The sequence below is a fragment of the Curvivirga aplysinae genome, from assembly GCF_009711445.1.
GTDB classification, from domain to species: domain Bacteria; phylum Pseudomonadota; class Alphaproteobacteria; order UBA8366; family Aestuariispiraceae; genus Curvivirga; species Curvivirga aplysinae.
The window spans coordinates 1-23,861 of sequence record NZ_SMMC01000197.1 but is presented as its reverse complement, the minus strand read 5'-3'; the positions used below and the strand labels follow the sequence as shown (position 1 = coordinate 23,861).

Here is a 23,861-nt window from a genome sequence, read left to right as displayed (position 1 = left end):
CGATCAATATTGATATAGAATTTGACGTAAACATTAAATCTTGACCAACTGGTCAGGATTGTCAAATGTTCAATTGAAGTTAGGTTAGAAAAAAATAGGGAGGTAGTAAATTACCTTTTCCCAATAATTTTACTCGAAACTTTAATAAAATAACGGGGGCGAAGGCCCCCGTTACAAACACTAACCACCTAAGTGGCTAGAATAAAAGACTTAGTAGGTACAAGTGCTGTCATCCATATAGTTATGAACACGGATCGCACCGGCAATGATGTCTGCTTCTGCCAAATCAGCTGCTTCTTTCATTTCTGCAGTGATCAAGTCTTTGTTATGTTCATCTAAAGACCAACCTACACCACCTTCAGCCAAGCCATATTCATTAAAACCGGGCTCAAAAGTACCTTCATTGGCGGATTTAAACACTTGGTAAGCTGCTACATCAACGCGTTTTAACATAGATGTCAAAACAGAACCTGGGTGTAGATGGTTTTGATTGGAATCAACACCGATGGAATATTTACCTTCATCAGCGGCAGTTTGAAGTACACCAACACCTGTACCACCAGCTGCTGCGAAAACCACATCAACACCTTGGTCAAATTGCGCGCGTGTTAATTCCGAACCTTTGCCCGGATCGTTCCAAGCAGCAGGTGTTGTGCCTGTCATGTTTTGAATGACTTCAACGTCTGGGTTCGCAAACTTTGCACCTTGTTCAAAACCACATGCGAATTTACGAATCAATGGGATATCCATCCCACCAATGAAACCAACTTTACCTGTTTCTGATTTCATCGCTGCAAGAAGCCCAACAAGGAAAGAACCTTCATGTTCTTTGAAGATAACGGATTGAACATTTGGTTGATCAACAACCATGTCGATGATGGCGAAATCTGTATCTGGATATTCAGCTGCAACTTTGGAAATCGCATCTGCTTGCGCGAAACCAATACCTAGAACTGGGTTTGATCCTCGTTGCGCCATTTTACGGATTGCTTGCTCACGTTGAGTTTCGTTTGTTACTTCAAACTCACGATATTTTTCGCCTGTTTCAGATTTGAAGCGCTCTACGCCGTTATATACACCTTCATTGAAGGATTTATCAAATTTACCGCCCATGTCAAAGACAACAGCTGGATTAAATTCATCGGCGTTAGCTGCTTGAATACCGAATACCAAAGCTGCGACACTTACAGCACGGAAGAAGGTTTTCATTACATTCCCCTTATCAGAAATATTATTGTTAACTTTAATTTTTTAATCTGGCCGAGCTGTATATAGCATAGGTTTTTATGTTTCCAGCTCTTTTCCAAAAAAACTTCTATAGCATGAATAATGAAACAGCCAAACAAATTCCGTATAAAGTTTTTCCTTTTCAAAAGAATCTGTTCTAGCGTATAGAAGGTGCGAGTGGGGTGGTTTTAATTATAATGTAGATAGATTGGCGTCAATTTTCATGACCGTTGAAGTTTCAAAAGCCCGTGGACAATTTGTTTTTTCAGGGTTTTTTATTGCCCATTTTGCTTGCTTTGGCATTGTCTTACCTTTCTTACCCTTATGGATGAAAAGTCATGGCATTAGCGATGGTGACGTTGGTCTGATTTTAAGTTCTGCTTTCATCAGTAAAGTTGTGTTTGGGATCGCCGTCGGGACACTGGCGGATGCAACGGGTCATAGAAAATATTGGATTTTATTTCTAGCAATTACAAACCTCATTGGGTTTTGGGTTTTTGCCCAGACAGATAGTTTTTGGCCAATGTTGATTGTGTGGTTCGTTGTTGGACCTTTGCAAACCAGCATGATTCCCATGATAGATGGATTGGCTATTACTGCCGCGAGACGTGGCTTCTTAAATTATGGGCCTGCTAGATTATTTGGATCGATTGCCTTTATCGTCGTATCCAGTATTGCTGGCGTTTATTTAGCAGGTAAATCCATTGATCATATCCCGACCTTACTGATGATCTTTGGTGGGATTGTCGTTATTGCAGTTTTGCCTTTGCCGGATTTACGCCCTCGTCAAAAAGCGGGACGTCGTATAGCTTTATTTGATGTGGTTAAAATCCCGGGCTTGATGGGTTTTGTGATGGCTGCGGCCCTTTTGCAATCAAGCCATGGTGCGCTTTATGCAATTGCGACCCAGCATTGGGCTAATGCGGGCTTATCAAGTGATATGATTGGTTTTCTTTGGGCGGAAGGGGTGACCGCAGAAGTGATTCTCTTTGCTTTTGGTGCCATTCTATTAAAGAAAGTTGGTTTGCGTGGTTTGTTGTGGCTAGCGGTTATTGGTGGCACTATTCGTTGGTTTACGTTAGGGGCGACAACTGACACTGTGGTTTTAATAATTGTGCAAGTGCTGCATGCCTTCACTTTTGCGGCAACCCATCTATCAATCACAAGCTATATTTCTCGTCATGTACCAGATGAATTAACGGCTTCAGCGCAAACCTTTTATGATGGTTTGGCCATGGGCATTCTTATCGGGCTGTTTATGACGGTTTCGAGCTGGCTGTATGATACTGCGGTTGCAGGGCATGTTTTCTGGATCATGATGGGGATCTCCCTAACGGCTGGCGTTGTACTTGTCTTCACAGGAAAAAAGGCAAGAGAGTTAGGTGTTTAGGCCGTAAGATCTGGCCCTGAAATTACCTTAAACTGGACCTAAAATCTTCGTAATTCCTCTTTTATAATAGATATCTATTCTAAGGGAGTGAGTCTATGAAGGTTTCCATTTTAACATTTGATGGATTTAACGAATTAGATTCGTTTATAGCATTGGGTATCCTCAACCGTATGAGGGGGGAGGGATGGCAGGTAAATATAACTGCACCTAGCACTCAGATTACTTCTATGAATGGTGTGACCATAGAAGCTCAACAACAATTAGAATATGCAAACGAAGCCAATATCGTTTTGTTTGGTAGTGGTATCTATACACGCGATATTACCCAAAATTCAGATGTGATGAACAGACTTTCTTTGAATCCCGAAACTCAACTGATTGGGTCGCAATGTTCTGGCACATATATGTTGGCAAAACTTGGATTGCTGAGGAATGTTCCTGCCTGCACAGATTTAACCACCAAACCATGGGTGATTGAAGCTGGTGTTGAAGTTTTAAACCAACCCTTTTATGCAAAAGGTAATGTTGCGACTTCTGGTGGTTGTATGGCGTCGCAATATTTGGCGACTTGGGCACTATGTAAAAAAGCTAGTGAAAAAGCTGCACGAGAAGCCATTCACTATGTCGCACCAGTAGGAGAAAAAGAAGAAACTGTTGAACGTAGTTTAAAAGCCATTTCAGCCTATATTTAGGACATTGCTTCTTCTAATTCTTCAGATAACTCCAACCATTCCATTTCTTTAGTCTCAATTTCTGACTGAAGGGCTGCAGATTTTTGTGAAAGAGCCAGCATATCAGCTGTTGATCCATCATAGGCATTTGGATCGGCCAATTTTTCATGAATTTCTGCAAGGTCTTTTCGCAAATGATCAAGACGTGTGTCGATTTGTTTAATCTTCTTGCGTAATTCAGCAGTTGCCGCGCGTGCCTCTGCGCGTGCTTTGCGATCATCTTTTTTATTAGCAAGTGGTTTGTCTTCCGCAGCTTCAGCACGTTTAGTAGCTTTTTGTGCACGACGTTCTTCACGTCGTTGTTCCAGAAGAAGTTGTTCATATTCTGCTAGATCGCCCTCAAAACGTTTACAGGTGCCATCAGCGACCAACCACAAGCGATCTGCACAGGCGTTGACCAGATAACTATCATGGCTAACAAGAATGACAGCGCCTTTATAGGCTGCAATTGCTTGAATAAGGGCCGCACGGCTATCCATGTCCAAATGGTTGGTCGGTTCATCAAGCAGTAAAATATGTGGTTGTGATAAACAAATGACGGAAAGTGCAAGTCTTGCTTTTTCTCCGCCGGATAGATCTGCAATGCGTGTTTTTACTTTATCTTCGCCAAATCCAAAACCACCTAAATGTGTACGAATCTGTTGATCATTCCATTGTGGGCGATTGTTTTGGATGAGTGTTATTGGCGTTATACTGCCATCCATTTCATCCAACTGGTTTTGAGCGAAATAGCCAACTTCCAGTTTGTTCGACTTACGATACTCACCACCCAATGTTTCAAGGCGATTGCCAAGGAATCGAAGCAAGGTTGTTTTACCATTACCATTGGCACCTAAAAGTGCCACACGATCATCCATATCAAGACGCATGTTCAGATCGCGTAGGATAACCTTTTCGCCATACCCAATCTCTACATTTTCCAAAGCAAGAACAGGCGGTGGAAGTTCTTCTGGTTGTGGCAATGTAAAGGTTACGGCACGATCTTCATTGATCTGTGCAATAGGTTCCATTTTTTCCAGCATTTTCAAACGACTTTGAGCCTGACGTGCTTTAGACGCTTTATAGCGGAAACGATCAACGAAAGCCTGCATATGGGCACGTTGTTCTGCTTGTTTTGCCGCAGCTGCTTTTTGCAATTCCATCGCTTCACGACGTGCATTTTCAAATTGATCATAATTCCCTGTGTAAAGGGTCATACGTGTGTTGTCCAAATGCAGAATATGTTGTGGGACTTTATTTAGAAAATCCCGGTCATGCGAAACAATAAGTAAGGTTTTTGGATAACCCATAAGATAGTTTTCAAGCCAGAGTGCAGCTTCCAAATCCAAATGGTTGGTCGGCTCATCAAGCAATAGAATATCTGGTGAGGAAAAGAGAATCGCAGCCAACGCCACACGCATTCGCCATCCACCGGAGAAAGTATCAAGGCTACGTTGTTGATCTTCTTCTGAAAAACCAAGGCCAGCTAGGATTGATGCTGCGCGGGCAGGGGCGGTATGTGCATCGATATCTGCTAGGCGTTCATGAATTTCTGCAATACGCTGTGGATCTGTTGCTGTTTCTGATTCTGTCAAAAGGGCTGTTCGTTCCTTATCTGCCGACAAAACAATCTCAACAAGTGTATCATCACCTTCGGGCTCTTCTTGGGCAAGTAATCCAATCGTTTGCTGATTGCCAACGGAAATATCACCCGAATCCAACTGTATTTGGCCTGAAATCAGTTTTAATAGAGTAGATTTTCCTGTTCCGTTACGTCCAACAAGTGCGACACGGTGACCATCAGGGATTTGGACTGACGCATCTTCAATCAAAATACGTCCGCCGATACGATAAGTAAGATCAGAAATAGTAAGCATGTCGGGGCTTTAGCATGTGGTTTCAGGAATGCAAAGAGGGATCGGTGAGCTTTCAATAATTTAGAGGAATAGAAGGTATAGAATGTGACAGTTTGATCACAATTTCTTGTTGCGACGCGAAAGGACTTGCGTGAAACACATATCCTATGTATAAGGCCGTCCGACGCGCTTACAGCATATTGCAAGCGCGTTTCGAATTTTTGGACCGCGCGTCAGGTGACGCGTCTCGGATTTATTAAAGAAACAGAGGCTTTATAAAATGGCTTTGCAACGTACATTTTCTATCATTAAACCAGATGCAACACGTCGTAACTTGACAGGCGCGATCACAGCGAAATTGGAAGAAGCTGGTCTTCGTGTTGTTGCTTCCAAACGCATCCACATGACACAAGCAATGGCTGAAACATTCTATGGTGTTCACAAAGAGCGCGCATTCTTCGGCGACTTGGTTGCATTCATGACATCTGGTCCAGTTGTTGTTCAAGTTCTTGAAGGTGAAGATGCTATCGCGAAAAACCGCGAAGTAATGGGCGCAACAAATCCAGCAAATGCTGACGAAGGCACAATCCGTAAGATGTATGCTGAATCTATCGAAGCAAACTCTGTTCACGGTTCTGATGCACCAGAAACAGCTGCTGAAGAAATCGCATTCTTCTTCTCCGGTTCTGAAATCGTAGGTTAATTCCTGCTTGATTTTGAATCCGGAAGAATAGGGAAAACTCTATTCTAGAATTTTAGGAAAAAGGCATATCCAGAAATGGATATGCCTTTTTCCTTTTTCACGAATTGAATTTGCTGATACAACTTCCGCATAAGAAAATACATAATTGGCGGGAAGTTTGAATGAGCGACTTTAAATTATCACAAGAACAAATCGAAACCTTTCAAAAAGAAGGTGTTCTGGGCCTAAAAGGCGCGTTCAAGAATTGGGTAGACGTTTTACGTGAAGGCGTGGCTCAAAATCTTGATGCACCTGGGAGATTTGCAACGGATAGCATCCGTGAGGGTGAGGGTGGCCGATTCTTTGATGATTATTGTAACTGGGAACGTATCCAGCCGTATCAAGATTTTATCAAAAATTCTGATTGTGCGGAAATTGCCGCAAAAGCAATGAAGTCTAAAACAGCACAGCTTTTTCATGAACATGCAGTGATTAAAGAAGCAGGGACTGCGAAAGCGACTCCATGGCATCATGATATGCCTTATTACTGTGTTGATGGTCCGCAAACCGTTAGTGTATGGATTGCACTAGACCCTGTGCCATTAGAAGCGACGGTGCAGTTCGTGGCGGGGTCGCATAGTTGGGGCAAATTATTTTATCCTCGTAAATTCTTGGATGGCGCTGCCTATGTTCAAGATGCATCAGAACTAGAGCATATCCCAGATATAGATGGAAACAGGGATCAATATGAAATCCGTGAATGGGCGTGTGAACCAGGTGATGCGGTTTTGTTTGATTTCAGAACTTTACATGGCACAACTGCTGCTATGTTAAAAGGGCGCCGCCGTGCGATTGCGTTTCGCTGGCTTGGTGCTGGGGCTTATTATATGGATCGTCAGGGGGAGACATCCCCACCTTATCCAGAATTAGAAGGCAAACTAAAATCTGGTGATGCTTTGCCGGCATCCACATTCCCCGTGATTTGGGAAGATAAGGCGGCCTGATAAGACTATGCTGAACTTTCTTTCTCGTCCTGCTTATCTTTTTGCAATTGCGCAAACTTTTCTATGGGCAGGGTCGATTTATTTGTTCCCCGCCTTATTGTTGGAATGGGAAAGAAAATTTGAATGGGCCCGTACTGATGTTGTGGCCGGTTTGACATTGGCGTTAGTTGCCTCTGCTTTGCTTGCACCAATTGCGGGTAAGATCATTGACAAAGGCCATGGCCGAAAACTTCTGATTAGTTCTGCCATAACAATGGGATGCCTTGTGGCTGGGCTAAGCTTTATTCAGGATATCTATCAGTTTTATTTGGTTTGGTTTTTGATCGGAATCACAATGGCAGGCTGTCTTTATGAAGCTTGCTTTGCATTTTTAAATGCGTTTTTAGGGGCCGAATCGAAAAAGACGATTACGGTTATCACCTTGATATCTGGCCTTGCAGGGACAATTGCGTTTTCTACGATTTCCGCATTGGTGAGCATTGGTGGATGGCAGTTTGCCTGTTACTGTTTTGCGACGCTTATCTTATTGATATCAGTACCATGCTTATGGTTCGCAACTTCGTCTATTATGAAGGATTATAAGATTCATGCTCATCATGGTGAAGATATATCTGATCCACCAAAAGTGAAGCAGATCTTGGCGAATCCGCTTTTTTGGGTGATTGCCCTTACTTTTGCGATTGTTGCATTAAATCATGGTATGATTGTGAATCATCTATTACCCATTTTGGATGAACGTAATATTAATCATGATACAGCTGTTTTAACTATTTCGATGCTTGGCCCGTTGCAGGTGGCAGGTCGTATTGCAATGATGGCTGCGGATAAGAAACTCTCTGCATTACAGATAACCATATTTGCGTTTTTCGGTATTTTTATGGCTTCCTTCATTCTGTTAGGCGCTGAAAGCGTGCCATCCATGTTGGTTTTCTTTGTAGTCTTGCAAGGCGGGTGCTACGGTGTCATGAGCATCGTACGGCCAATGGTGATTGGAGATATATTGGGTCGTAAAAACTTCGGCGCGATATCAGGTCTCGCCGCAATGCCATATCTGACCACGGTTGCCTTTTCTCCATTTATTGGCGCCTGGATTTGGCATATTAGTAGTTATAACGTGATGCTTACCTTTACAGGTGCAATGGCACTCGTTGGATTTTTGAGTTTTCTTTGGCTTAGAAAGCAACAGGTTAAGAACTCATAAATAAAAACGGCATCTAAAATTAGATGCCGTTTAAAACTGTATTATTTTGGGGTATATCTTAAACCAAAGTCAGACCCATTACAGCCAAAACAAGTGCAATACCAACAGATCCCCAAACAAATAGTTTTGTAAGGTTATTCCATGTTTCAACATGATCACGTGATGCTTCTAGATGTTCCATTTGATCCATAATCTTCATCCCTAGCAGAGTTTAGAATATTTATAACTACACATTTTCTATGAGATTTTATGTGCTTCGTCCAGCAAAATTGGACCTTTAAACTCATTTACATAAGCATCATTGTCTTTGATGCTAACTTTGCCTTCTGCAACCCAGCGTAACGCGAGAGGATAAATTTGATGTTCCTTCACTAAAACACGTGCTGCCAATTCAGAAGCTGTATCGTTTTCAAGGATTTCTTCTGAACATTGAAGGATAAGTGGCCCAGTATCTAATTCTGCGCGTACATAGTGAACCGTGGCACCATGATGACTTTCACCTGCTTCGATTGCACGTGCATGTGTGTCCAGACCACGAAATTTTGGTAACATGGATGGATGAATATTAATCATCTTATCATGCCATTTATTGATGAACCCATCTGTTAAAATTCGCATAAAGCCTGCAAGTATGACAAATTCAGCACCAGAATCTAGTATTGCCTGATGCAAATCCGCATCAAAGCTTTCACGATCAGGATAATCCTTATGTGAAATAACTTTCGTTGCAATATTTGCCTGTCTTGCACGTTCCAGTCCATAAGCATCAGCTTTGTTTGAAATTACAGTTGTGATTTCAACGGGATAATCGGGATTGGAACAGGCATCAATAATCGCCTGAAGATTGGAGCCGCCACCAGAAATTGCGACGGCGACTTTCAACTTGGTCATCAGTTTAACCCATCGATGATCACAGCTGGACCTTCGCCGCGTTGGATAACTTCTCCCATGCGGATCGGCGTTTCACCTTCAGATTTCAGCGCGGCTTCCACAGCATCTACTTTGTCTGCGGCGACAAACAAGATCATGCCAATACCACAGTTAAAAGTTAAATGCATTTCCTCTGCCGTAATATTGCCAGCTTCAGCCAACCAATCAAACACTTTTGGTGCTTCCCAAGCGGTGCGATCCACGCGTGCAGCCAATTCATTACCATAAACACGAGGTAGATTTTCATAGAAACCACCACCGGTGACATGGCAAAGTGCATTTACACCACCCGCTTTAATAGCGGCCAAGCACGCTTTCACATAAATACGAGTTGGTTCTAATAAAGCCTCACCAATGGATTTATCTGCATCAAACGGGCAAGGATCTTTAAAATCTAAACCATTCACTTCCAAGATTTTGCGTACCAAAGAGAAACCATTGGAATGCACACCTGAAGAAGGAAGGCCGATTAAAACATCACCAGCAGAAAGTTTACTGCCATCGATTACTTCGTCACGTTCAACAGCGCCTACAGAAAAACCAGCGAGATCATAATCACCAGACTTATACATACCCGGCATTTCGGCCGTTTCACCACCAATTAAGGCCGCACCTGCTTGTAAACAACCATCAGCAATACCTTTTACAACATCTGCCGCTACATCTACATCCAAGGCACCACATGCGAAGTAATCCAAGAATGTAAGAGGTTCTGCGCCTTGCACAACGAGATCGTTGACACACATGGCGACAAGGTCGATACCTACAGTGTCATGTTTACCTGTTTCCAGAGCAATTTTTAACTTTGTACCAACACCGTCTGTTGCTGCGACCATTAAAGGGTCTTTATAACCAGCAGCTTTCGGATCGAAGAAACCACCAAAACCACCAAGGGAAGAATCAGCGCCGCTACGACGTGTGGATTTTGCGTAAGGCTTGATGCGATCTACAAGAGAGTTACCAGCATCAATGTCGACACCTGCGTCTTTGTAGGTGAGGCCATTTTTTCCTTCAGCGTTGTCAGCGTTACTCACGGGCGTATCCTTTATTTTCAATTCGATAGAATGCAAAGGTTCTATTTTGAAAAACATCAAGAAAATGCCATATATCTCTTATAGCCTTTTGACGAATCAGTCAGAACCTGCATTAATACCTTAATGGTAATTAAGCGAAACAATTCTTAGCCGGGAAAATACAGAAAATGCCGCAAATTTCAATGCTACATTTGTCTAAGCAGCAATTGAAAAGGAAATTAAAATATGCAGCCCTATCCGGGAGTATGTTGGTATCCGCTTTTCTTGGCTATTCTAGTCAACATCAAGTTCTTGGCGATGATGCGTTATTCCTCGTGCCAACCCTGACTATCCAAGAGCAAGGGGATAGTGAAGTCGCAGCTAAAAAATCTGCTCTTCTAAAAGCGAAACGTCAGGCTTATCAAGAGCTTGTCCAGATATTGGTACCTGTGCGTCAACAAGGGAAAATGCCAGCTCTTAGTGATAAGGAATTGGAAAATCTGGTTTACACAACCGACATTCCAAGCGAGCGTATGTCGCAAGGTGCCGGTCTTTATGTGGCAGATATTCAAATTGGTTTTCGTCCAGATTTGATGAGAAATTTTTTCAAACAAAGAGGTATTGCTTTCTCTGAGACACGAAGCCGTCCGCTTTTGGTCCTTCCTGTTATGACACAAGGTACTAATTACCAACTTTGGGAAGATAGTAATGAATGGCGTTTGGCTTGGGCTAATAGTGATTTGACCCCTGGTTTAGTTCCTCTCGAACAACCCTTAGGCGACATTTCTGATATCAGTGAGATTACGTCAGATGATGCGTTAGCTCTGGATCAAGAAAAACTGATGTCCATTGCGGCAAAATATGGCGCTTCCGGTGTCGTTTTGACTATTGCTGATATTGCAAGTGTTGAAAATGGGCAACCACCTGTCATGTCTGTAAGTAATGTCATAATTGCAGAAGGTTGGTCTGATGATATTACGATCTATGATTTTACAAGTGAAACACAGCCGATCAAAGAAACTGAAACAGTAACTAATGTGCCTTCAGGAATTAGTAATCTTTATGAGAAGCTTTATACTGAAGCAATTGATGTTGTTTATTCTTCCCTGCAAGAACGATGGAAAGAAACAAATCTGATTGATCCAAATGTTCAGGGAAATAGTCTGTTGATGAATATTCCTTTAGCGAATTTGAATGAATGGTTGAAAATTCGTTCAATGCTGGATGGTATGACCATGGTTCAACGATATAAGATCTTAAATATCAATGTCGATGAGGCAAATGTTTTGATTGAATATAGTGGTCGGACGGTTTCTTTACAGTCTGCGTTAAAACAATTGAATTATAATTTAGCCTTTAACGATGACGTTCAAGGCTGGAGCCTTATGAAACGTTAAGTTTTGCTAGGATAGGAAATCACCAGATGACTACAACGCAAAAATCCTTTTTTTGGGTGGGCAGTCTTGCCGTATTTGTTTTCTTACTCATGATACTTGGGTCGGTTTTAGTTCCATTTGTCGCCGGCATGGCAATTGCGTACTTTTTAGATCCTGTTTGTGATTGGTTAGAGGCACATGGTTTTTCAAGAACCATATCGACAACTATCGTCACTATTTTCTTCACTGTTATCTTGGCTATCTTTTTTGCAATTGGTACCCCTTTATTGGTAAGCGAATTACAAACTTTCCTTCAAAGATTACCGGGATATGTTGATACAATCTGGGAAAAAGCTTTACCTTTGATTGCTTATGGACGCGACACGTTAGGTATTGCAACTATTGAAGATCTGTCTCGCAAAACTTTAGGGGCGTCCGGCGACCTTATGAGAACTGTTGGCGGCATTATATCCCGCTTCATTGGGGGCATTAATGTTGTTACAGATATTATTTCATTTTTAGTGTTAACGCCGATCGTTGCCTTTTATTTCTTGCGTGATTGGGACCGTATGGTGGCGAAAATTGATAGTTGGTTGCCACGTAAACAAAAGACCATTATTCGAAAACAGTTCAGCGATATGGACACTATTATTGGTGGTTTCGTTCGCGGACAAAGCATGGTCTGCATTTCGCTTGGCATTTTCTATGCTGTTGGTCTGGCATTACTTGGTTTGGATTTCGGATTATTAGTGGGTTTTTTCACTGGTCTAGTATCCTTTATTCCTTATTTTGGCATGTTGATCGGATTCGCGTTGGGTATGGGAATCGCATTAGCGCAGTTTGATACCATGGCGATGGTTGGTTTTGTTGCCATAGTATTTGCAATAGGGCAGGTGATTGAAGGATATATTCTCACCCCACGTCTTATCGGCAATCGTGTGGGATTACATCCAGTGTGGATTATTTTTGCGTTGATGGCAGGTGGCGCATTATTTGGGTTCCTTGGGATTTTGATTGCTGTTCCTGTAACAGCAGTGATTGGGGTACTTGCAAGATTTGCTCTTCAGCAATATATGGCTAGTCCTCTCTATCAAGATATGGATGCACATATTGTTCATCCAGATGAAATATCTGTTAACGAAGAAGAACAAGAAAAATAGGCTGCTTTTTATATGACTGCATCTCGTCAAATCCCCATAGAATTTCCCGTGCGTACAGCATTGGGAGTAGATGATTTTATGGTGGCTGAATGTAATGAAGAATCAATTGCATGGTTAGATAAATGGCCGGATTGGCCAATGCCTGCTTTATGTCTTTATGGGCCAGGAGGGAGTGGAAAAACACACTTACTTCATATTTGGTGTGAAACTTCTAAAGCAGATAATATTGATGGTCGTGATTTAACTACCGATATCGTGCCTGTTTTATTGGAAAGCGGCCATGGACTAGCTGTGGATAATGCTGAAAACTGCCCAGAAGACAGTTTATTTCATCTTTATAATTTAGCAAAAGAAACAAACCAAAAATTATTGTTAGCATCCAAACAAGCACCTGCGCATTGGAATATCGGATTGAAAGATTTAGCTTCGCGTTTACGTGCATGTCCTTCTGTCGGGTTACGTTATCCAGACGAAGATATGTTGGCCGCATTGATGATGAAGCAATTTCAAGACCGCAACTTGAGGTTGTCTCCAGAAATCTTGGCATATGTACTTCCTCGATTAGAGCGCAGTTTTGAAGCAGTTCGACAGTTTGTTACACTTATGGATTTAGAATCTCTTGCAGAAAGACGTAAATTAACTGTACCATTTGCATCAAGGATAATGGATCAAATGGAAAAAAATAAAGATGGGCGTTGAGATTGAAGTTAAGCTTGAATTTACTCCACAAGAATTAAGAAGATTTCGGAAATGGAGCGTGTTAAAAAATATAACAAATGGTAGGCCTAGACGATCTTGTTTACGGGCGTGCTATTACGATACAGATGATTGGGATTTGGTTAATCAAAAATCTTCTCTGCGGATACGTCGTGAATTTGGCGACTGGATTCAGACTTATAAATTGGCACTTCCGTCGTCAGAAATACGTAGACGCATTGAATTGAATTGGACGTTAAAAGAACCGAAGCTTGATTTTGGACTGCTCGTCAAAGATGAGAATGCTAGACAGGCCTCTAAAGGGTTTGAAAATAAAAAAATAGTAGAGATTTTTTATACGCGTATTTGGCGAACAGTTCGAAAAATAAAATACAAGAACTCAGAAATTGAATTGGCCATTGATGCAGGTCATATTTTTGCTCAGGATAAAAAACTAGAAGTAAGTGAAGTTGAGTTGGAATTAATTTGCGGCGAGGCAGATGACCTCATGGAACTTGCTCTATGTTGGCAGCAATTATTTGATTTTAAAATTGGGGGTGAATCAAAGGCTGAGCGTGGATATAAGCTAGCTGCCTAGACTTTACGTCATAATATTGTAATTTGTGTTCTGATGGTCGCAACTCTATAAAATTCAAGAGAGCGATTAACGCATGTTTCCTGAATAGCAGGAAAACTTATTGGGATTAAGGAAAGTCAGATGGCGACAGTTTCTAATCATACTGGATCAACTTCTATTCAAGATGAAGAAAGTAATGATAACATTCATTTGGATGAGGTACTTGATCTAGCAGAAGTAACCACAACAAGTAAGACGCGCTTTATTAACCGAGAGCTGTCATGGCTTGCCTTTAATTTTCGTGTGTTGGAAGAAGCATCCAATTTTCGTCATCCTTTATTTGAACGTCTTCGTTATATTTCGATTTCGGCCAGTAACCTTGATGAGTTTTTTATGGTCCGTGTCGCAGGTCTGAAAGGTCAGGTTGCTGCTGGAGTCACGACATTAAGTTCCGATGGTCGCACGCCGCTGGAACAGTTAAATGCGATATCTGAAAAAGCGGGACGATTGATGCAGGAACAACAAGTTGTTCTGCATGATATACTTGGTCTTTTACGTGAAGAGAATATCAGTTTACTAACAGATGACGAAGTCACTGATGAGGATATGAAATTCCTTGATAAGTGGTTCTCAGAACATGTGTATCCGACGTTAACACCTATCGCTGTGGATCCTGCCCATCCATTTCCTTTTGTGCCGAATAAAGGCCTGGTGATGGCTATTCAGCTTCGTCGTCCAAGTGATGGTTGGGAATTAAAAAGCTTGATCCCGATGCCACATAACCAGAAACGGTTTATTAAACTTCCAGGACGTAATCCACGTTTCATTCGTTTGGAACAATTGATTGGATTATTTCTTGATCGTCTATTCCCTGATTTTGAAGTCGTTGGTAATGGAATGTTCCGTATTCTTCGAGATTCAGATGTGGAAATTGATGAGGAAGCGGAAGATCTGGTTTTAACCTTTGAATCGATGCTTAGACAACGTCGTAGAGGGCATGTAATCCGTTTGAACTTAGAAGCAGATATGCCAGATGAATTGAAGGAATTTGTCGTTTCTGAACTTGGTGTTTTGGATGAAGATGTGTTCTTACTTGGCGGGGTGCTCGGTCTTTCTGATTTTAGTCAGATGATCGTTAAAGAACGCAATGAATTATTATTTGAACCTTATAAACCACGCCATCCTGAGCGTATCGCTGATTTTGGCGGGGATTGTTTTGCAGCCATTCGTGCAAAAGATTTCATTGTGCATCATCCATATGAGAGTTTCGATGTGGTTCTGCGTTTCATTCGTCAGGCCGCAGCGGATCCAAATGTATTATCAATTAAACAGACACTTTATCGTACCTCCAATGATTCCCCGATCGTTCGGGCGCTCATCGAAGCTGCAGATGCAGGTAAGCAAGTTACGGCCTTGGTTGAGTTGAAAGCCCGCTTTGATGAGGCTGCGAATATTAAGTGGGCCCGTGATTTAGAGCGTGCAGGCGTTCATGTTGTGTATGGTTTCGTAGACCTGAAAACCCATGCGAAAGTCGCGATGGTCACACGTCGTGAAGGTAAATCTACCCGTACTTATGTGCATTTTGGAACGGGTAATTACCATCCAATCACTGCATTGATTTATACAGATTTATCCATGTTTTCTTGCGATCCTGTATTTGCGAATGATGCAGCAGCGTTATTTAATTTTATTACAGGATATGCCAAGCCTAAAGACATGCAGGCTTTGCGTTACGCGCCGCATACATTGCGTGATCAAATTCATGATAATATTGAAGCTGAAATTAAGAATGCAAAGGCAGGTAAGCCTTCGGGTATCTGGTTGAAAGCGAATAGTTTGGTTGATGATCAGATTATCGATGATCTATACCGCGCTAGCCAAGCGGGGGTGAATATTGAGATTATTGCCCGTGGTATTTGTTGTTTGCGTCCAGGTGTACCGGGTCTATCGGAAAATATTAACGTGCGCAGTATCGTTGGTCGTTTCTTGGAACATAGCCGGATATTCTGTTTCGCAAATGGCGAGGAAATGCCTTCTTTAGATGCGAAAGTATATATTTCTTCCGCTGATTTGATGCCACGTAATTTAAATCGTCGTGTTGAAACAATGGTGCCGATTTTAAACTCTACAGTGAAAAGACAGATTTTAAATCAGGTAATGTATGCTAATCTGGCAGATGAAGAGCAAAGTTGGTTCCTTGCACCGGATGGTTCCTACACCCGTCCTGAGACAAATAAAGGCGCCTTCAATGCACATCGTTTCTTTATGACGAATCCAAGTCTGTCTGGGCGTGGTAAGGCGTTGAAGAAAGATAAGAAGAAATCTCGGCGGGGACCAAAATCTTCATAGAAAGAGGCGGTTTCTGAAGAGCATCACAAGGAATAAGAAACAGGATGACCAAGCATCCCTTATGGGCAGAAACCCAGGAAAATAATTCTTCTCCAATAGCGGTTGTTGATATTGGATCTAACTCAATCCGTCTGGTAATTTATGAAGGTCGGGTTCGTGCGCCTATACCGGTTTTTAACGAAAAGATTTTGTGCGGATTAGGGCGGGATTTGAATGCAACAGGACGTTTGCATGATGAAGGTGTAGAGCGTGCATTGCGTGCTTTACCTCGTTTTGCAAATATAGCGCGTAGTATGAAGGTTTCCAAGATCACTGTTTTAGCGACCGCAGCAGTTAGAGAAGCAGAAAATGGTCCTGAATTTACCCGTCGTGTAAAAGAGTTAAGTGGTCTAGAAATCCAAACCATCTCAGGTCATGAAGAAGCACGATTGTCTGGATTAGGGGTTATATCTGGAATTCCTAACGCTAATGGTTTTATGGGAGACCTGGGTGGTGGAAGCGTTGAGTTAGTTGAGTTGAACAAATCTCATACAGGCCGATTTGAAACATTGCCTCTTGGCCCTATTCGAATGTCTGGTAATCTATCAAGTTCAAAAAATAAGCTGATCAGTATCATTGATCCGATGCTTGAAAAAGTAAAATGGTTATCAAAACTGGAAGGTAAGGAATTTTATGTCGTGGGCGGAGCTTGGCGTGCGATAGCTAAAATCCATATGGAAGAAGTTGATTATCCTTTGCATGTATTGCACGGCTATGAGATGGAAGCAGAATATGTAAAGGAATATTGTGACCATATTTTTGCGATGGGGGATGAAGAACTTCTCGAAAAATATCAAGACAGTACGAGACGTGTCGAAACCCTACGTTATGCGGCTTTATTAATGCAGCGTGTTATACGATCTGCCAAGCCAAACAAGCTTGTTTTTTCTGCAAATGGTGTACGTGAAGGATGTTTGTTCGATAAGCTGGGCAAGCAGGTTCAGGCGGAAGACCCTCTGTTGGCTGCATGTCATCGGATGCCGTGGTCTCAAAGTTTCGATCGTGTTGATGGTGAAAAGTTATTTAAATGGATTGATCCTATTTTTAAAGTTGATGATCAGCCATGGGAAAAACGTATTCGCGAGGCAGCCTGTTTGCTTTCAGAAATAGGGCGCCTTGAGCATCCTGATTATAGGGTGGATCATGCCCTAAATAGGGTAATGCGTTTTCCAATTGTTGGTGTCACGCATAAGGAGCGCGTTTATTTAGCATTAGCTGTTGCAACCCGTTATGGAACCGTTATTGGTGCCGCGCGTGGTTTAAAAACAATTGAACATCTTTTAAGTGAGAGAGAGATCGAACGCGCAAATGCCATCGGATGTGCAATGAGATTGGGTTACGCATTAACAGGCGGTGTTTCCAAACACTTGAAAGAGTATGATTTACGTGTTCGAGGAAGAGAGCTTTTATTAACTGGACCAGCGGACAAATCTTATATGGCAGGGGAAGTTGTAGAAAAACGTATGGCTAATCTCGCAAAAAGTCTTGGCCTTTATCATGAAATACGTATGTCGGCAGTTGACATTCAGCAAGAAATTTTAAGCAGATAATAAGGTCGAAATTATTTGATTTCTGTTTCCGCGCTTTCTTCAATCAGTATCGTGGGTTTTCCATCTATTATGCGACTATAGGTTATTTCACCACGATATATACCTTTGGGCCAATTCTTACCTTTGTTTTTACGTCCGGCGGAAATAAGTTCAAAGGCTAAATCTTTCTCGCGAATGGCTTCTTGATCATAAAATGGTTCGGCAGCATCATTGTGATAGATTTTAACATGCACTTTATCACCTTTACGCACACCAGCAATATAGGCGTTTAGGATCATTCCTTTGGCAGAAGGGCGTAAACGTGCATTTTCATATAGTTTATGTTCCATCGCATGAATAGATAAGCGATTGGAAAACATACCAATACCGACCAGATGTACAGGCTTATATGGTAAATCTACAGCCCAAAGAGATTTATCTTCACTTTGACCACAGGATGTTTTTACTGAGTCACCTGTAAAGGGATCAAGTCGCTGGTTACCCTTCAGGATTTCAAAATGTAGATGTGGATATTCTGTCAGGCCACTTAAGCCTATTTGTCCCATTGGTGTGCCTGCTTTGACAATATCACCAATTTTTACCTTGATGCTGTTACGTTTCAAATGTGCGTAAACAGTACGATAATTATTCTTATGCTGTAACACGATCATATTGCCGTAACCGCGATTAAATACAGATTCTTTGCCAACAAGTTTGGCATTTACATCAGGCATATAATCACGTGTTTCAATGACTTTGCCATCTACGGCAGCGAGAACGTCAACTCCTTGTTCTAGTTGAACATAATCATTTAGTCGAAAGTCGGTGCCTTTGTGATCATCATTGGTCAAAGTGCCACAATTATAATCTTTATAATCCGGCCCCTTAACAGCATCTGCATATTTCTGGATATAGCAGGTTTTATTAAACTCGCAATCCACAGGAATTTGTAGAAAACCTGTTTGAGCGGAAGCAGAATTAAAAAAAGCCCCCATTGTCAAAGCAATGGAAGAAATTGACATTAACTTCAATAGCTTGAATGAAAGCTTTTTCATACTATCTTAATCCGAATTATTCTTCATCATCCTCAATTTCGATGATTTCGATATCTTTCCCTTTGGCAGTTATCGCAAGCTTACCACTTTTTAATTCCATAGCACGTTTGCCAAAAACTTCCCAACGCCATCCAGACATGGCTGGAATATCGGGATCGTCTTGGGAGGCTAGTTTTTCCAATTCATCAGATGTTGCCACGACACGTGCCGCGATTAAATGACGCTCGCTTTGACGTTTCAATAGCACTTTCAACAAATCAGTTAGAGGCCCAATACCATCGGGCAGGCGGGGACGACGTGGCAGGCGCGGTAAATCTTCGTCTGGCAAATCTAATGCTGTTGCAATGGCCTTTAATATACCATGCCCCATCTTGCCATCAGCAAAACCGTCGGAAACCCCGCGGATTTTCTTTAAGGCTTTCACATCTTGGGGCTTTGTGCCGGCAATATCTAATAAGGCTTCATCACGTAAAATACGATTTTTTGGGATGTCACGGGCTTGTGCTTCGCGTTCCCGCCATGCTGCAACTTCGCGTAAAACACCTAAAAAGCGAGGTTCTGTGCCACGAGATTTAATACGACGCCAGCATTCTTCGGGAATAACCGTATAGGTAGCCGGATCCATTAAATATGCAGTTTCATCATCCACCCAGCTGGTTCTGTTCATCTCAGCAAGTTGTCGCGCGAATTTCTCATAAATATCGCGTAGATGGGTGACATCACTTTGCGCATAAGAAAGTTGCTTTTGGTTCAATGGACGCATGGACCAATCTGTAAAACGTGCAGATTTATCTACCTGACGGTTAAGAACTTTATTCACCAAAGTCTCATAACCTGCTTGGTCACCATGACCTAAAACCATTGCCGCAATTTGTGTATCAAAAATCGGCTTTGGGACGGCATTCATTTTCTGGAAGAAAATTTCCATATCCTGACGGGCCGCATGAAAAACCTTCAAGATACTCTCTTTTTGCATCAGGTCATAAAAAGGCGCCATATCCAACCCATCAGCAAGCGGGTCAATAACGGCTTCAACTTCTGTACTGGCAACCTGTATCAGGCATAGCTTTGGCCAATAGGTCTTTTCGCGCAGGAATTCAGTATCTACGGTGATATAGTCGGCCTCCGCAAGCTTGTTACACAAGGTCAGTAAAGGGCCGGATTCTGTAATTGGTGTAATTGTCATGTCTTTGTGAATAGACGAGTCTGTATTAAGAGTCCAAGATAAAGGCGAATAGGGGATAGATTTATGTCATTTTGGTTGACAAATGGCGTAAAACATAGTCTTTCCCGTTGCAGAAAATAAGTTGCCACTTCGGTAACGTTGATAAGATTTTAAGCATCGCATTGTTGGAGATTTCCATGCATCAGTATCGCACGCATACTTGCGGCGCGTTGCGTCAAAGTGACGTAGACGCAGAAGTTCGTCTTTCCGGTTGGGTCCACCGTAAGCGTGACCACGGTAATCTGCTTTTCGTAGACTTGCGCGACCATTATGGTTTGACACAAATCGTGGTGGATACTTCCCATGAAGTATTCCCGATCTTGGAAGGTTTGAGCAACGAATCTACCGTTTGTGTAACTGGTAAGGTTTTGAAACGGTCTGATGAAACCATCAATCCGAATATGGAAACGGGTGAAATCGAGGTTGTTGCAGAAAAAGTGGAAGTTCTTTCCCGTTCAGATCAACTTCCAATGCCTGTAAACAAAGATGCGGGTTATCCAGAAGATATCCGTTTGAAAAACCGTTTTTTGGATTTACGTCGTGAAGATATGCAAAAGAATATCATTTTGCGTTCAGAAGTTATTTCTTCCGTACGTCGTCGAATGATCGACCAAGGTTTCCGTGAATATCAAACACCGATTTTGACAGCGTCTTCTCCGGAAGGTGCGCGTGACTTCTTGGTACCTTCCCGTTTGCATCCAGGTAAGTTTTATGCGTTGCCACAGGCCCCTCAACAGTTCAAACAATTGTTGATGATGGCTGGCTTTGACCGTTACTTCCAAATCGCCCCTTGTTTCCGTGATGAAGATGCGCGTGCAGATCGTTCACCGGGTGAGTTCTATCAGCTCGACTTTGAAATGAGCTTTGTCACACAAGAAGACGTATTTGATGCAATTGAGCCTGTCTTACATGACCTATTTGTTGAATTCGCAGATGGCCGTGAAGTAAGCCCAATGCCGTTCAAACGCATTCCTTACAAAGAATCTATGGAGAAATATGGTAACGACAAGCCTGACTTACGTAACCCATTGATCATTACAAATGTGTCTGACGTATTTGCGGGTTCTGACTTTAAAGTCTTCGCGGGTCTTGTTGAAAAAGGCATGGTGGTCAAAGCGATCCCGGCACCTAAAGTGTCTGATCGTCCACGTAGTTTCTTTGATAAGTTAAACAGTTGGGCACAATCCGAAGGCCAAGCTGGTTTGGGCTATATCAACTTCAAGGAAGAAGGTCCTGCTGGTCCAATCGCCAAGAACTTGGATGAAGCACGTCTAGAGAAAATCAAAGAAATCACAGGCGTAAAAGATGGCGACGCTGTCTTCTTCGTTGCGGGTAAAGAAAAAGATGCGGCTGATTTCGCTGGTATCGTTCGTACCAAGCTTGGTAACGATCTTGAATTGATCGACGAAAACAAATTTGATTTCTGCTGGATCGTTGATTTCCCAATGTTCGAATATGACGAAAAATTGGGTAAAGTTGACTTCTCTCACAACCCATTCTCTATGCCACAAGGCGGTATGGATGCGTTGGAAAACCAAGACCCTCTTACAATCAATGCATATCAGTATGACATCGTGTGTAACGGTATTGAGCTTTCTTCTGGTGCGATCCGAAACCATTTACCGGAAGTTATGTATAAAGCGTTTGAAATCGCAGGTTACGGCCCAGAAGTTGTTGACGAACGCTTTGGCGGCATGATCAACGCGTTGAAATTGGGTGCACCTCCGCATGGTGGTTCTGCACCGGGTATCGACCGTATCGTGATGTTGTTGGCAGGTACAGAAAACATCCGTGAAGTAACAGCCTTCCCAATGAACCAAATGGCGCAAGATTTGATGATGGGCGCACCTGCTGCTGTTGACGATCATCAATTGGAAGATGTTCACATCAAAATCCAAATGCCTGTAGAAGCTTTAGATAACTAAGCCTCACTAAACAGGATAAAAATTAAGAAAGCCGCTTCGATCCGAGGCGGCTTTTTAATTATTAAATTCTATTCTTGCGAGGAAATGTGAAGATGTTTATCTTCTATTTTGGAATGTTCAGGGGGGAATATGAAAAATATCATTTCTTTGTTTTCATTGATTTTATCTGTAACTTTGTTTGCTGTACCAAGTGAGGCGCAGTCTACCATGACACCAGAAGAACTGAAGCAATGGGCGATGCAGCAAAGCCAGAGTTATATTAAAAAGAATGATTACGCTCTTATGTCGGCTCGTGTGGATTGTATTAAAGATAAGGTCTTCATTGAATTTACTGCGTTGCCTATTGTTGAAAATGTCCTAACAGGAACTTTCTTTGAGTTTGATGTTACTAGAAATCTACAAGATCAATTAATAATGCGGGGATATGTGGACCATCTTCGAACGCAAAGGTTAAAGGCATGGCTTATCGCCGAAATCGATGGAAATAACTTAACTTTTGAAGGTCGATGGTTTGGCAATAGTCATAAATGCAAAGGAACTGGCAGTATAGACAATCTGGATGCCATAAAAATTCAACAATAGAAAATAATTTTCACGAATAAGGAGAGTGTTTTAATGTTCAAGAGATTGGCTATAACGGTTATCGGTGGTTTAGTTCTTGCAGGATGTGTAACAGGGCAAGTTCCGAAGCAGGCTGTGAAGTTAAATGGGGATGAAATTCAAAATGCATATTCTGGAAAATCTGCATATGGTAAGTTGGCGGATAAAAACTGGAATTTATCTGTTCCCATTGTGGAATACTATGCGGCTGATACACGCGTTGCTTACAAAGAAAATAAACTCAATTTATATGGTACATGGCGCGTGAAAGACGATTTACTTTGTACGCGATATTTTACAGCAAACTCGGATAAGGAATATTGTTGGGAAATTTATTCCCTTGAAAACAAAAGCTTAGTTGTTCACCCGTCAGGTAAGGATAGCGGGAAAGTCCAAGCAGAATTTGACATATTTAAAGATGGCGATGTTGAAAAACTTATCAACTAGACCTGGGGTAAGTGTAGTTAATGTCTAGATTGTATTTCTACTAAAAGTTAAAAAAGTCAGTTCAGTTTGAAACGAGGAGAGATATGAAACTTATTGTTTGTCGAAGCATATTTTTTTTCTTGTTTGTTATTATACCAGTGACATTGTCTGCACAGACATTAACACAAGAAGAAATTCAAAATTGGGCTAAAAAGCAAATAGCAGAGGCCGAACATGCAATTTTGACGATTGAGTCTGAGGCTTGTTTAAGTGCTGATTTTGGAATCTTTGATAAAGCTATTGAAGATGGACAGGTCGTTGAAGATTTTTATGACTTAAATGTGCGGAGAATGTCTCAAGACGTCTTAAAGATTGAGGGGTATTTCAAGTTCCCTCATCGTCAAAAAGTAAGCTTGATTGGTAAAGTATTTGGGGAAGAAGCTAATCTTAAAGGTAGGATTGGCGATCATATGTGCAAGATACGTGCAGAAATTGTGAATTTTAATAAATTGGGGATATATAGAAATGATTAAGAAAATAGTGCTTTTAATTACGGGCCTGTTTTTGGTTGGCTGTGTGACAAATACAATTCCTGAACAAGCAATTAAACTTGATGATGATGAGTTACGCACTGTTTTCACAGGAAAGACTGTATATGGGAATTTGTCTGATAGTGCTGGAAATTTAACTGTGCCTATTATTGAATATTTTTCAGCGGATAAACGTGTCGTTTATCAAAATGGCAAGAGCAAATTATTTGGGATGTGGCGTATCGCAGATGATCTGCTATGCACACGTTTTTATTCCGAAGGTACAGATAACGAATATTGCTGGGCTGTGTATAGAGATGGGGAGAGATATGTTGATACTTGGCCATCCGGTAAAGATAAG

The 23,861-nt window shown here is 41.8% G+C and carries 23 protein-coding genes; 16 read left to right on the top strand and 7 right to left on the bottom strand.

Features of this window, described 5'->3' with window-relative positions:
• Positions 1–210: 210 nt before the first annotated feature.
• Complete coding sequence (locus E1160_RS12210) at positions 211–1,209, bottom strand: BMP family lipoprotein (RefSeq protein ID WP_155155550.1); 999 nt, start codon at positions 1,207–1,209, stop codon at positions 211–213.
• 241 nt (positions 1,210–1,450) lie between these two features.
• Between E1160_RS12210 and E1160_RS12205 the strand changes: the two genes are divergently transcribed.
• Positions 1,451–2,617, top strand: coding sequence for an MFS transporter (locus E1160_RS12205; protein ID WP_155155548.1), 1,167 nt, complete (start codon positions 1,451–1,453; stop codon positions 2,615–2,617).
• Positions 2,618–2,712: 95 nt separating this feature from the next.
• On the top strand, positions 2,713–3,309 hold the full coding sequence (locus E1160_RS12200) for a DJ-1/PfpI family protein (RefSeq protein ID WP_155155546.1): 597 nt from the start codon (positions 2,713–2,715) through the stop codon (positions 3,307–3,309).
• Here E1160_RS12200 and E1160_RS12195 read toward each other — a convergent pair.
• The gene (locus E1160_RS12195; RefSeq protein ID WP_155155544.1) at positions 3,306–5,204 is read right to left on the bottom strand and encodes an ABC-F family ATP-binding cassette domain-containing protein; all 1,899 of its coding nucleotides are present in this window, start codon (positions 5,202–5,204) and stop codon (positions 3,306–3,308) included. The two genes, E1160_RS12200 and E1160_RS12195, sit on opposite strands and share 4 nt — an antisense overlap.
• A 259-nt stretch (positions 5,205–5,463) precedes the next feature.
• On the opposite strand from E1160_RS12195, the gene ndk reads away from it, so the two are divergent.
• The 3 genes from ndk (at position 5,464) to E1160_RS12180 (ending at position 8,070) form a co-directional block, all read left to right on the top strand.
• Positions 5,464–5,886: a nucleoside-diphosphate kinase gene (ndk, locus tag E1160_RS12190; RefSeq protein WP_155155542.1), complete on the top strand. Its 423-nt coding sequence runs from the start codon at positions 5,464–5,466 to the stop codon at positions 5,884–5,886.
• A 161-nt stretch (positions 5,887–6,047) separates the two neighbouring features.
• A complete protein-coding gene (locus E1160_RS12185) occupies positions 6,048–6,869 on the top strand; it encodes a phytanoyl-CoA dioxygenase family protein (protein ID WP_155155540.1) in 822 nt (273 codons plus the stop codon).
• A 7-nt stretch (positions 6,870–6,876) separates the two neighbouring features.
• Complete coding sequence (locus E1160_RS12180) at positions 6,877–8,070, top strand: MFS transporter (protein WP_155155538.1); 1,194 nt, start codon at positions 6,877–6,879, stop codon at positions 8,068–8,070.
• Positions 8,071–8,128: 58 nt separating this feature from the next.
• On the opposite strand, the gene E1160_RS17385 is transcribed toward E1160_RS12180, so the two are convergent.
• From E1160_RS17385 to purM, 3 genes are read right to left on the bottom strand one after another with little or no spacing between them, the layout of a single operon-like run.
• Positions 8,129–8,260, bottom strand: a complete 132-nt coding sequence (locus tag E1160_RS17385; protein ID WP_155155536.1) for an aa3-type cytochrome c oxidase subunit IV — start codon at positions 8,258–8,260, stop codon at positions 8,129–8,131.
• A gap of 47 nt (positions 8,261–8,307) precedes the next feature.
• The gene (gene purN, locus E1160_RS12170) at positions 8,308–8,961 is read right to left on the bottom strand and encodes a phosphoribosylglycinamide formyltransferase (RefSeq protein WP_155155534.1); all 654 of its coding nucleotides are present in this window, start codon (positions 8,959–8,961) and stop codon (positions 8,308–8,310) included.
• Entirely contained in the window at positions 8,961–10,034 is a 1,074-nt protein-coding gene (gene purM / locus E1160_RS12165; RefSeq protein ID WP_328597153.1) for a phosphoribosylformylglycinamidine cyclo-ligase, read from the bottom strand. The genes purN and purM overlap by 1 nt, the downstream gene beginning before the upstream one ends.
• Positions 10,035–10,201: 167 nt before the next feature.
• Here purM and E1160_RS12160 point away from each other — a divergent pair, with 167 nt between their 5' ends.
• From E1160_RS12160 to E1160_RS12135, 6 genes are all read left to right on the top strand, one after another.
• Complete coding sequence (locus E1160_RS12160; protein WP_155155530.1) at positions 10,202–11,410, top strand: DUF2066 domain-containing protein; 1,209 nt, start codon at positions 10,202–10,204, stop codon at positions 11,408–11,410.
• 26 nt (positions 11,411–11,436) lie between these two features.
• Positions 11,437–12,549 (top strand): AI-2E family transporter, encoded by a 1,113-nt coding sequence (locus E1160_RS12155; protein ID WP_155155528.1) that lies wholly within the window; start codon positions 11,437–11,439, stop codon positions 12,547–12,549.
• Positions 12,550–12,561: 12 nt separating this feature from the next.
• Complete coding sequence (locus tag E1160_RS12150) at positions 12,562–13,248, top strand: HdaA/DnaA family protein (RefSeq protein WP_155155526.1); 687 nt, start codon at positions 12,562–12,564, stop codon at positions 13,246–13,248.
• Complete coding sequence (locus E1160_RS12145; RefSeq protein ID WP_155155524.1) at positions 13,238–13,843, top strand: CYTH domain-containing protein; 606 nt, start codon at positions 13,238–13,240, stop codon at positions 13,841–13,843. Before E1160_RS12150 ends, E1160_RS12145 begins: the two co-directional genes overlap by 11 nt.
• Positions 13,844–13,963: 120 nt before the next feature.
• The gene (locus E1160_RS12140; RefSeq protein WP_155155522.1) at positions 13,964–16,171 is read left to right on the top strand and encodes an RNA degradosome polyphosphate kinase; all 2,208 of its coding nucleotides are present in this window, start codon (positions 13,964–13,966) and stop codon (positions 16,169–16,171) included.
• Positions 16,172–16,215: 44 nt separating this feature from the next.
• Positions 16,216–17,760, top strand: coding sequence for a Ppx/GppA family phosphatase (locus E1160_RS12135; protein WP_155155520.1), 1,545 nt, complete (start codon positions 16,216–16,218; stop codon positions 17,758–17,760).
• A gap of 11 nt (positions 17,761–17,771) precedes the next feature.
• On the opposite strand, the gene E1160_RS12130 is transcribed toward E1160_RS12135, so the two are convergent.
• Together E1160_RS12130 and rnd are read right to left on the bottom strand one after the other, a co-directional pair.
• Positions 17,772–18,794: a M23 family metallopeptidase gene (locus E1160_RS12130; protein WP_155155519.1), complete on the bottom strand. Its 1,023-nt coding sequence runs from the start codon at positions 18,792–18,794 to the stop codon at positions 17,772–17,774.
• A gap of 16 nt (positions 18,795–18,810) precedes the next feature.
• On the bottom strand, positions 18,811–19,980 hold the full coding sequence (gene rnd, locus E1160_RS12125; RefSeq protein ID WP_155155517.1) for a ribonuclease D: 1,170 nt from the start codon (positions 19,978–19,980) through the stop codon (positions 18,811–18,813).
• 176 nt (positions 19,981–20,156) lie between these two features.
• On the opposite strand from rnd, the gene aspS reads away from it, so the two are divergent.
• The 5 genes from aspS to E1160_RS12100 form a co-directional block, all read left to right on the top strand.
• Entirely contained in the window at positions 20,157–21,944 is a 1,788-nt protein-coding gene (aspS, locus tag E1160_RS12120; protein WP_155155515.1) for an aspartate--tRNA ligase, read from the top strand.
• 129 nt (positions 21,945–22,073) lie between these two features.
• Complete coding sequence (locus tag E1160_RS12115) at positions 22,074–22,526, top strand: hypothetical protein (RefSeq protein ID WP_155155513.1); 453 nt, start codon at positions 22,074–22,076, stop codon at positions 22,524–22,526.
• Positions 22,527–22,559: 33 nt separating this feature from the next.
• On the top strand, positions 22,560–22,991 hold the full coding sequence (locus tag E1160_RS12110; protein ID WP_155155511.1) for a hypothetical protein: 432 nt from the start codon (positions 22,560–22,562) through the stop codon (positions 22,989–22,991).
• An 83-nt stretch (positions 22,992–23,074) separates the two neighbouring features.
• Entirely contained in the window at positions 23,075–23,503 is a 429-nt protein-coding gene (locus tag E1160_RS12105; protein WP_155155509.1) for a hypothetical protein, read from the top strand.
• On the top strand, positions 23,496–23,861 hold a 366-nt coding region (locus E1160_RS12100; protein WP_155155507.1), incomplete at its 3' end, for a hypothetical protein. The genes E1160_RS12105 and E1160_RS12100, both read left to right, overlap by 8 nt.

Coding starts and splice junctions, on each gene's coding strand:
- E1160_RS12210 (WP_155155550.1), bottom strand. CDS start 1,209: ATGAAAACCTTCTTCCGTGCTGTAAGTGTCGCAGCTTTGGTATTCGGT.
- E1160_RS12205 (WP_155155548.1), top strand. CDS start 1,451: ATGACCGTTGAAGTTTCAAAAGCCCGTGGACAATTTGTTTTTTCAGGG.
- E1160_RS12200 (WP_155155546.1), top strand. CDS start 2,713: ATGAAGGTTTCCATTTTAACATTTGATGGATTTAACGAATTAGATTCG.
- E1160_RS12195 (WP_155155544.1), bottom strand. CDS start 5,204: ATGCTTACTATTTCTGATCTTACTTATCGTATCGGCGGACGTATTTTG.
- ndk (WP_155155542.1), top strand. CDS start 5,464: ATGGCTTTGCAACGTACATTTTCTATCATTAAACCAGATGCAACACGT.
- E1160_RS12185 (WP_155155540.1), top strand. CDS start 6,048: ATGAGCGACTTTAAATTATCACAAGAACAAATCGAAACCTTTCAAAAA.
- E1160_RS12180 (WP_155155538.1), top strand. CDS start 6,877: ATGCTGAACTTTCTTTCTCGTCCTGCTTATCTTTTTGCAATTGCGCAA.
- E1160_RS17385 (WP_155155536.1), bottom strand. CDS start 8,260: ATGGATCAAATGGAACATCTAGAAGCATCACGTGATCATGTTGAAACA.
- purN (WP_155155534.1), bottom strand. CDS start 8,961: ATGACCAAGTTGAAAGTCGCCGTCGCAATTTCTGGTGGCGGCTCCAAT.
- E1160_RS12160 (WP_155155530.1), top strand. CDS start 10,202: ATGCCGCAAATTTCAATGCTACATTTGTCTAAGCAGCAATTGAAAAGG.
- E1160_RS12155 (WP_155155528.1), top strand. CDS start 11,437: ATGACTACAACGCAAAAATCCTTTTTTTGGGTGGGCAGTCTTGCCGTA.
- E1160_RS12150 (WP_155155526.1), top strand. CDS start 12,562: ATGACTGCATCTCGTCAAATCCCCATAGAATTTCCCGTGCGTACAGCA.
- E1160_RS12145 (WP_155155524.1), top strand. CDS start 13,238: ATGGGCGTTGAGATTGAAGTTAAGCTTGAATTTACTCCACAAGAATTA.
- E1160_RS12140 (WP_155155522.1), top strand. CDS start 13,964: ATGGCGACAGTTTCTAATCATACTGGATCAACTTCTATTCAAGATGAA.
- E1160_RS12135 (WP_155155520.1), top strand. CDS start 16,216: ATGACCAAGCATCCCTTATGGGCAGAAACCCAGGAAAATAATTCTTCT.
- E1160_RS12130 (WP_155155519.1), bottom strand. CDS start 18,794: ATGAAAAAGCTTTCATTCAAGCTATTGAAGTTAATGTCAATTTCTTCC.
- rnd (WP_155155517.1), bottom strand. CDS start 19,980: ATGACAATTACACCAATTACAGAATCCGGCCCTTTACTGACCTTGTGT.
- aspS (WP_155155515.1), top strand. CDS start 20,157: ATGCATCAGTATCGCACGCATACTTGCGGCGCGTTGCGTCAAAGTGAC.
- E1160_RS12115 (WP_155155513.1), top strand. CDS start 22,074: ATGAAAAATATCATTTCTTTGTTTTCATTGATTTTATCTGTAACTTTG.
- E1160_RS12110 (WP_155155511.1), top strand. CDS start 22,560: ATGTTCAAGAGATTGGCTATAACGGTTATCGGTGGTTTAGTTCTTGCA.
- E1160_RS12105 (WP_155155509.1), top strand. CDS start 23,075: ATGAAACTTATTGTTTGTCGAAGCATATTTTTTTTCTTGTTTGTTATT.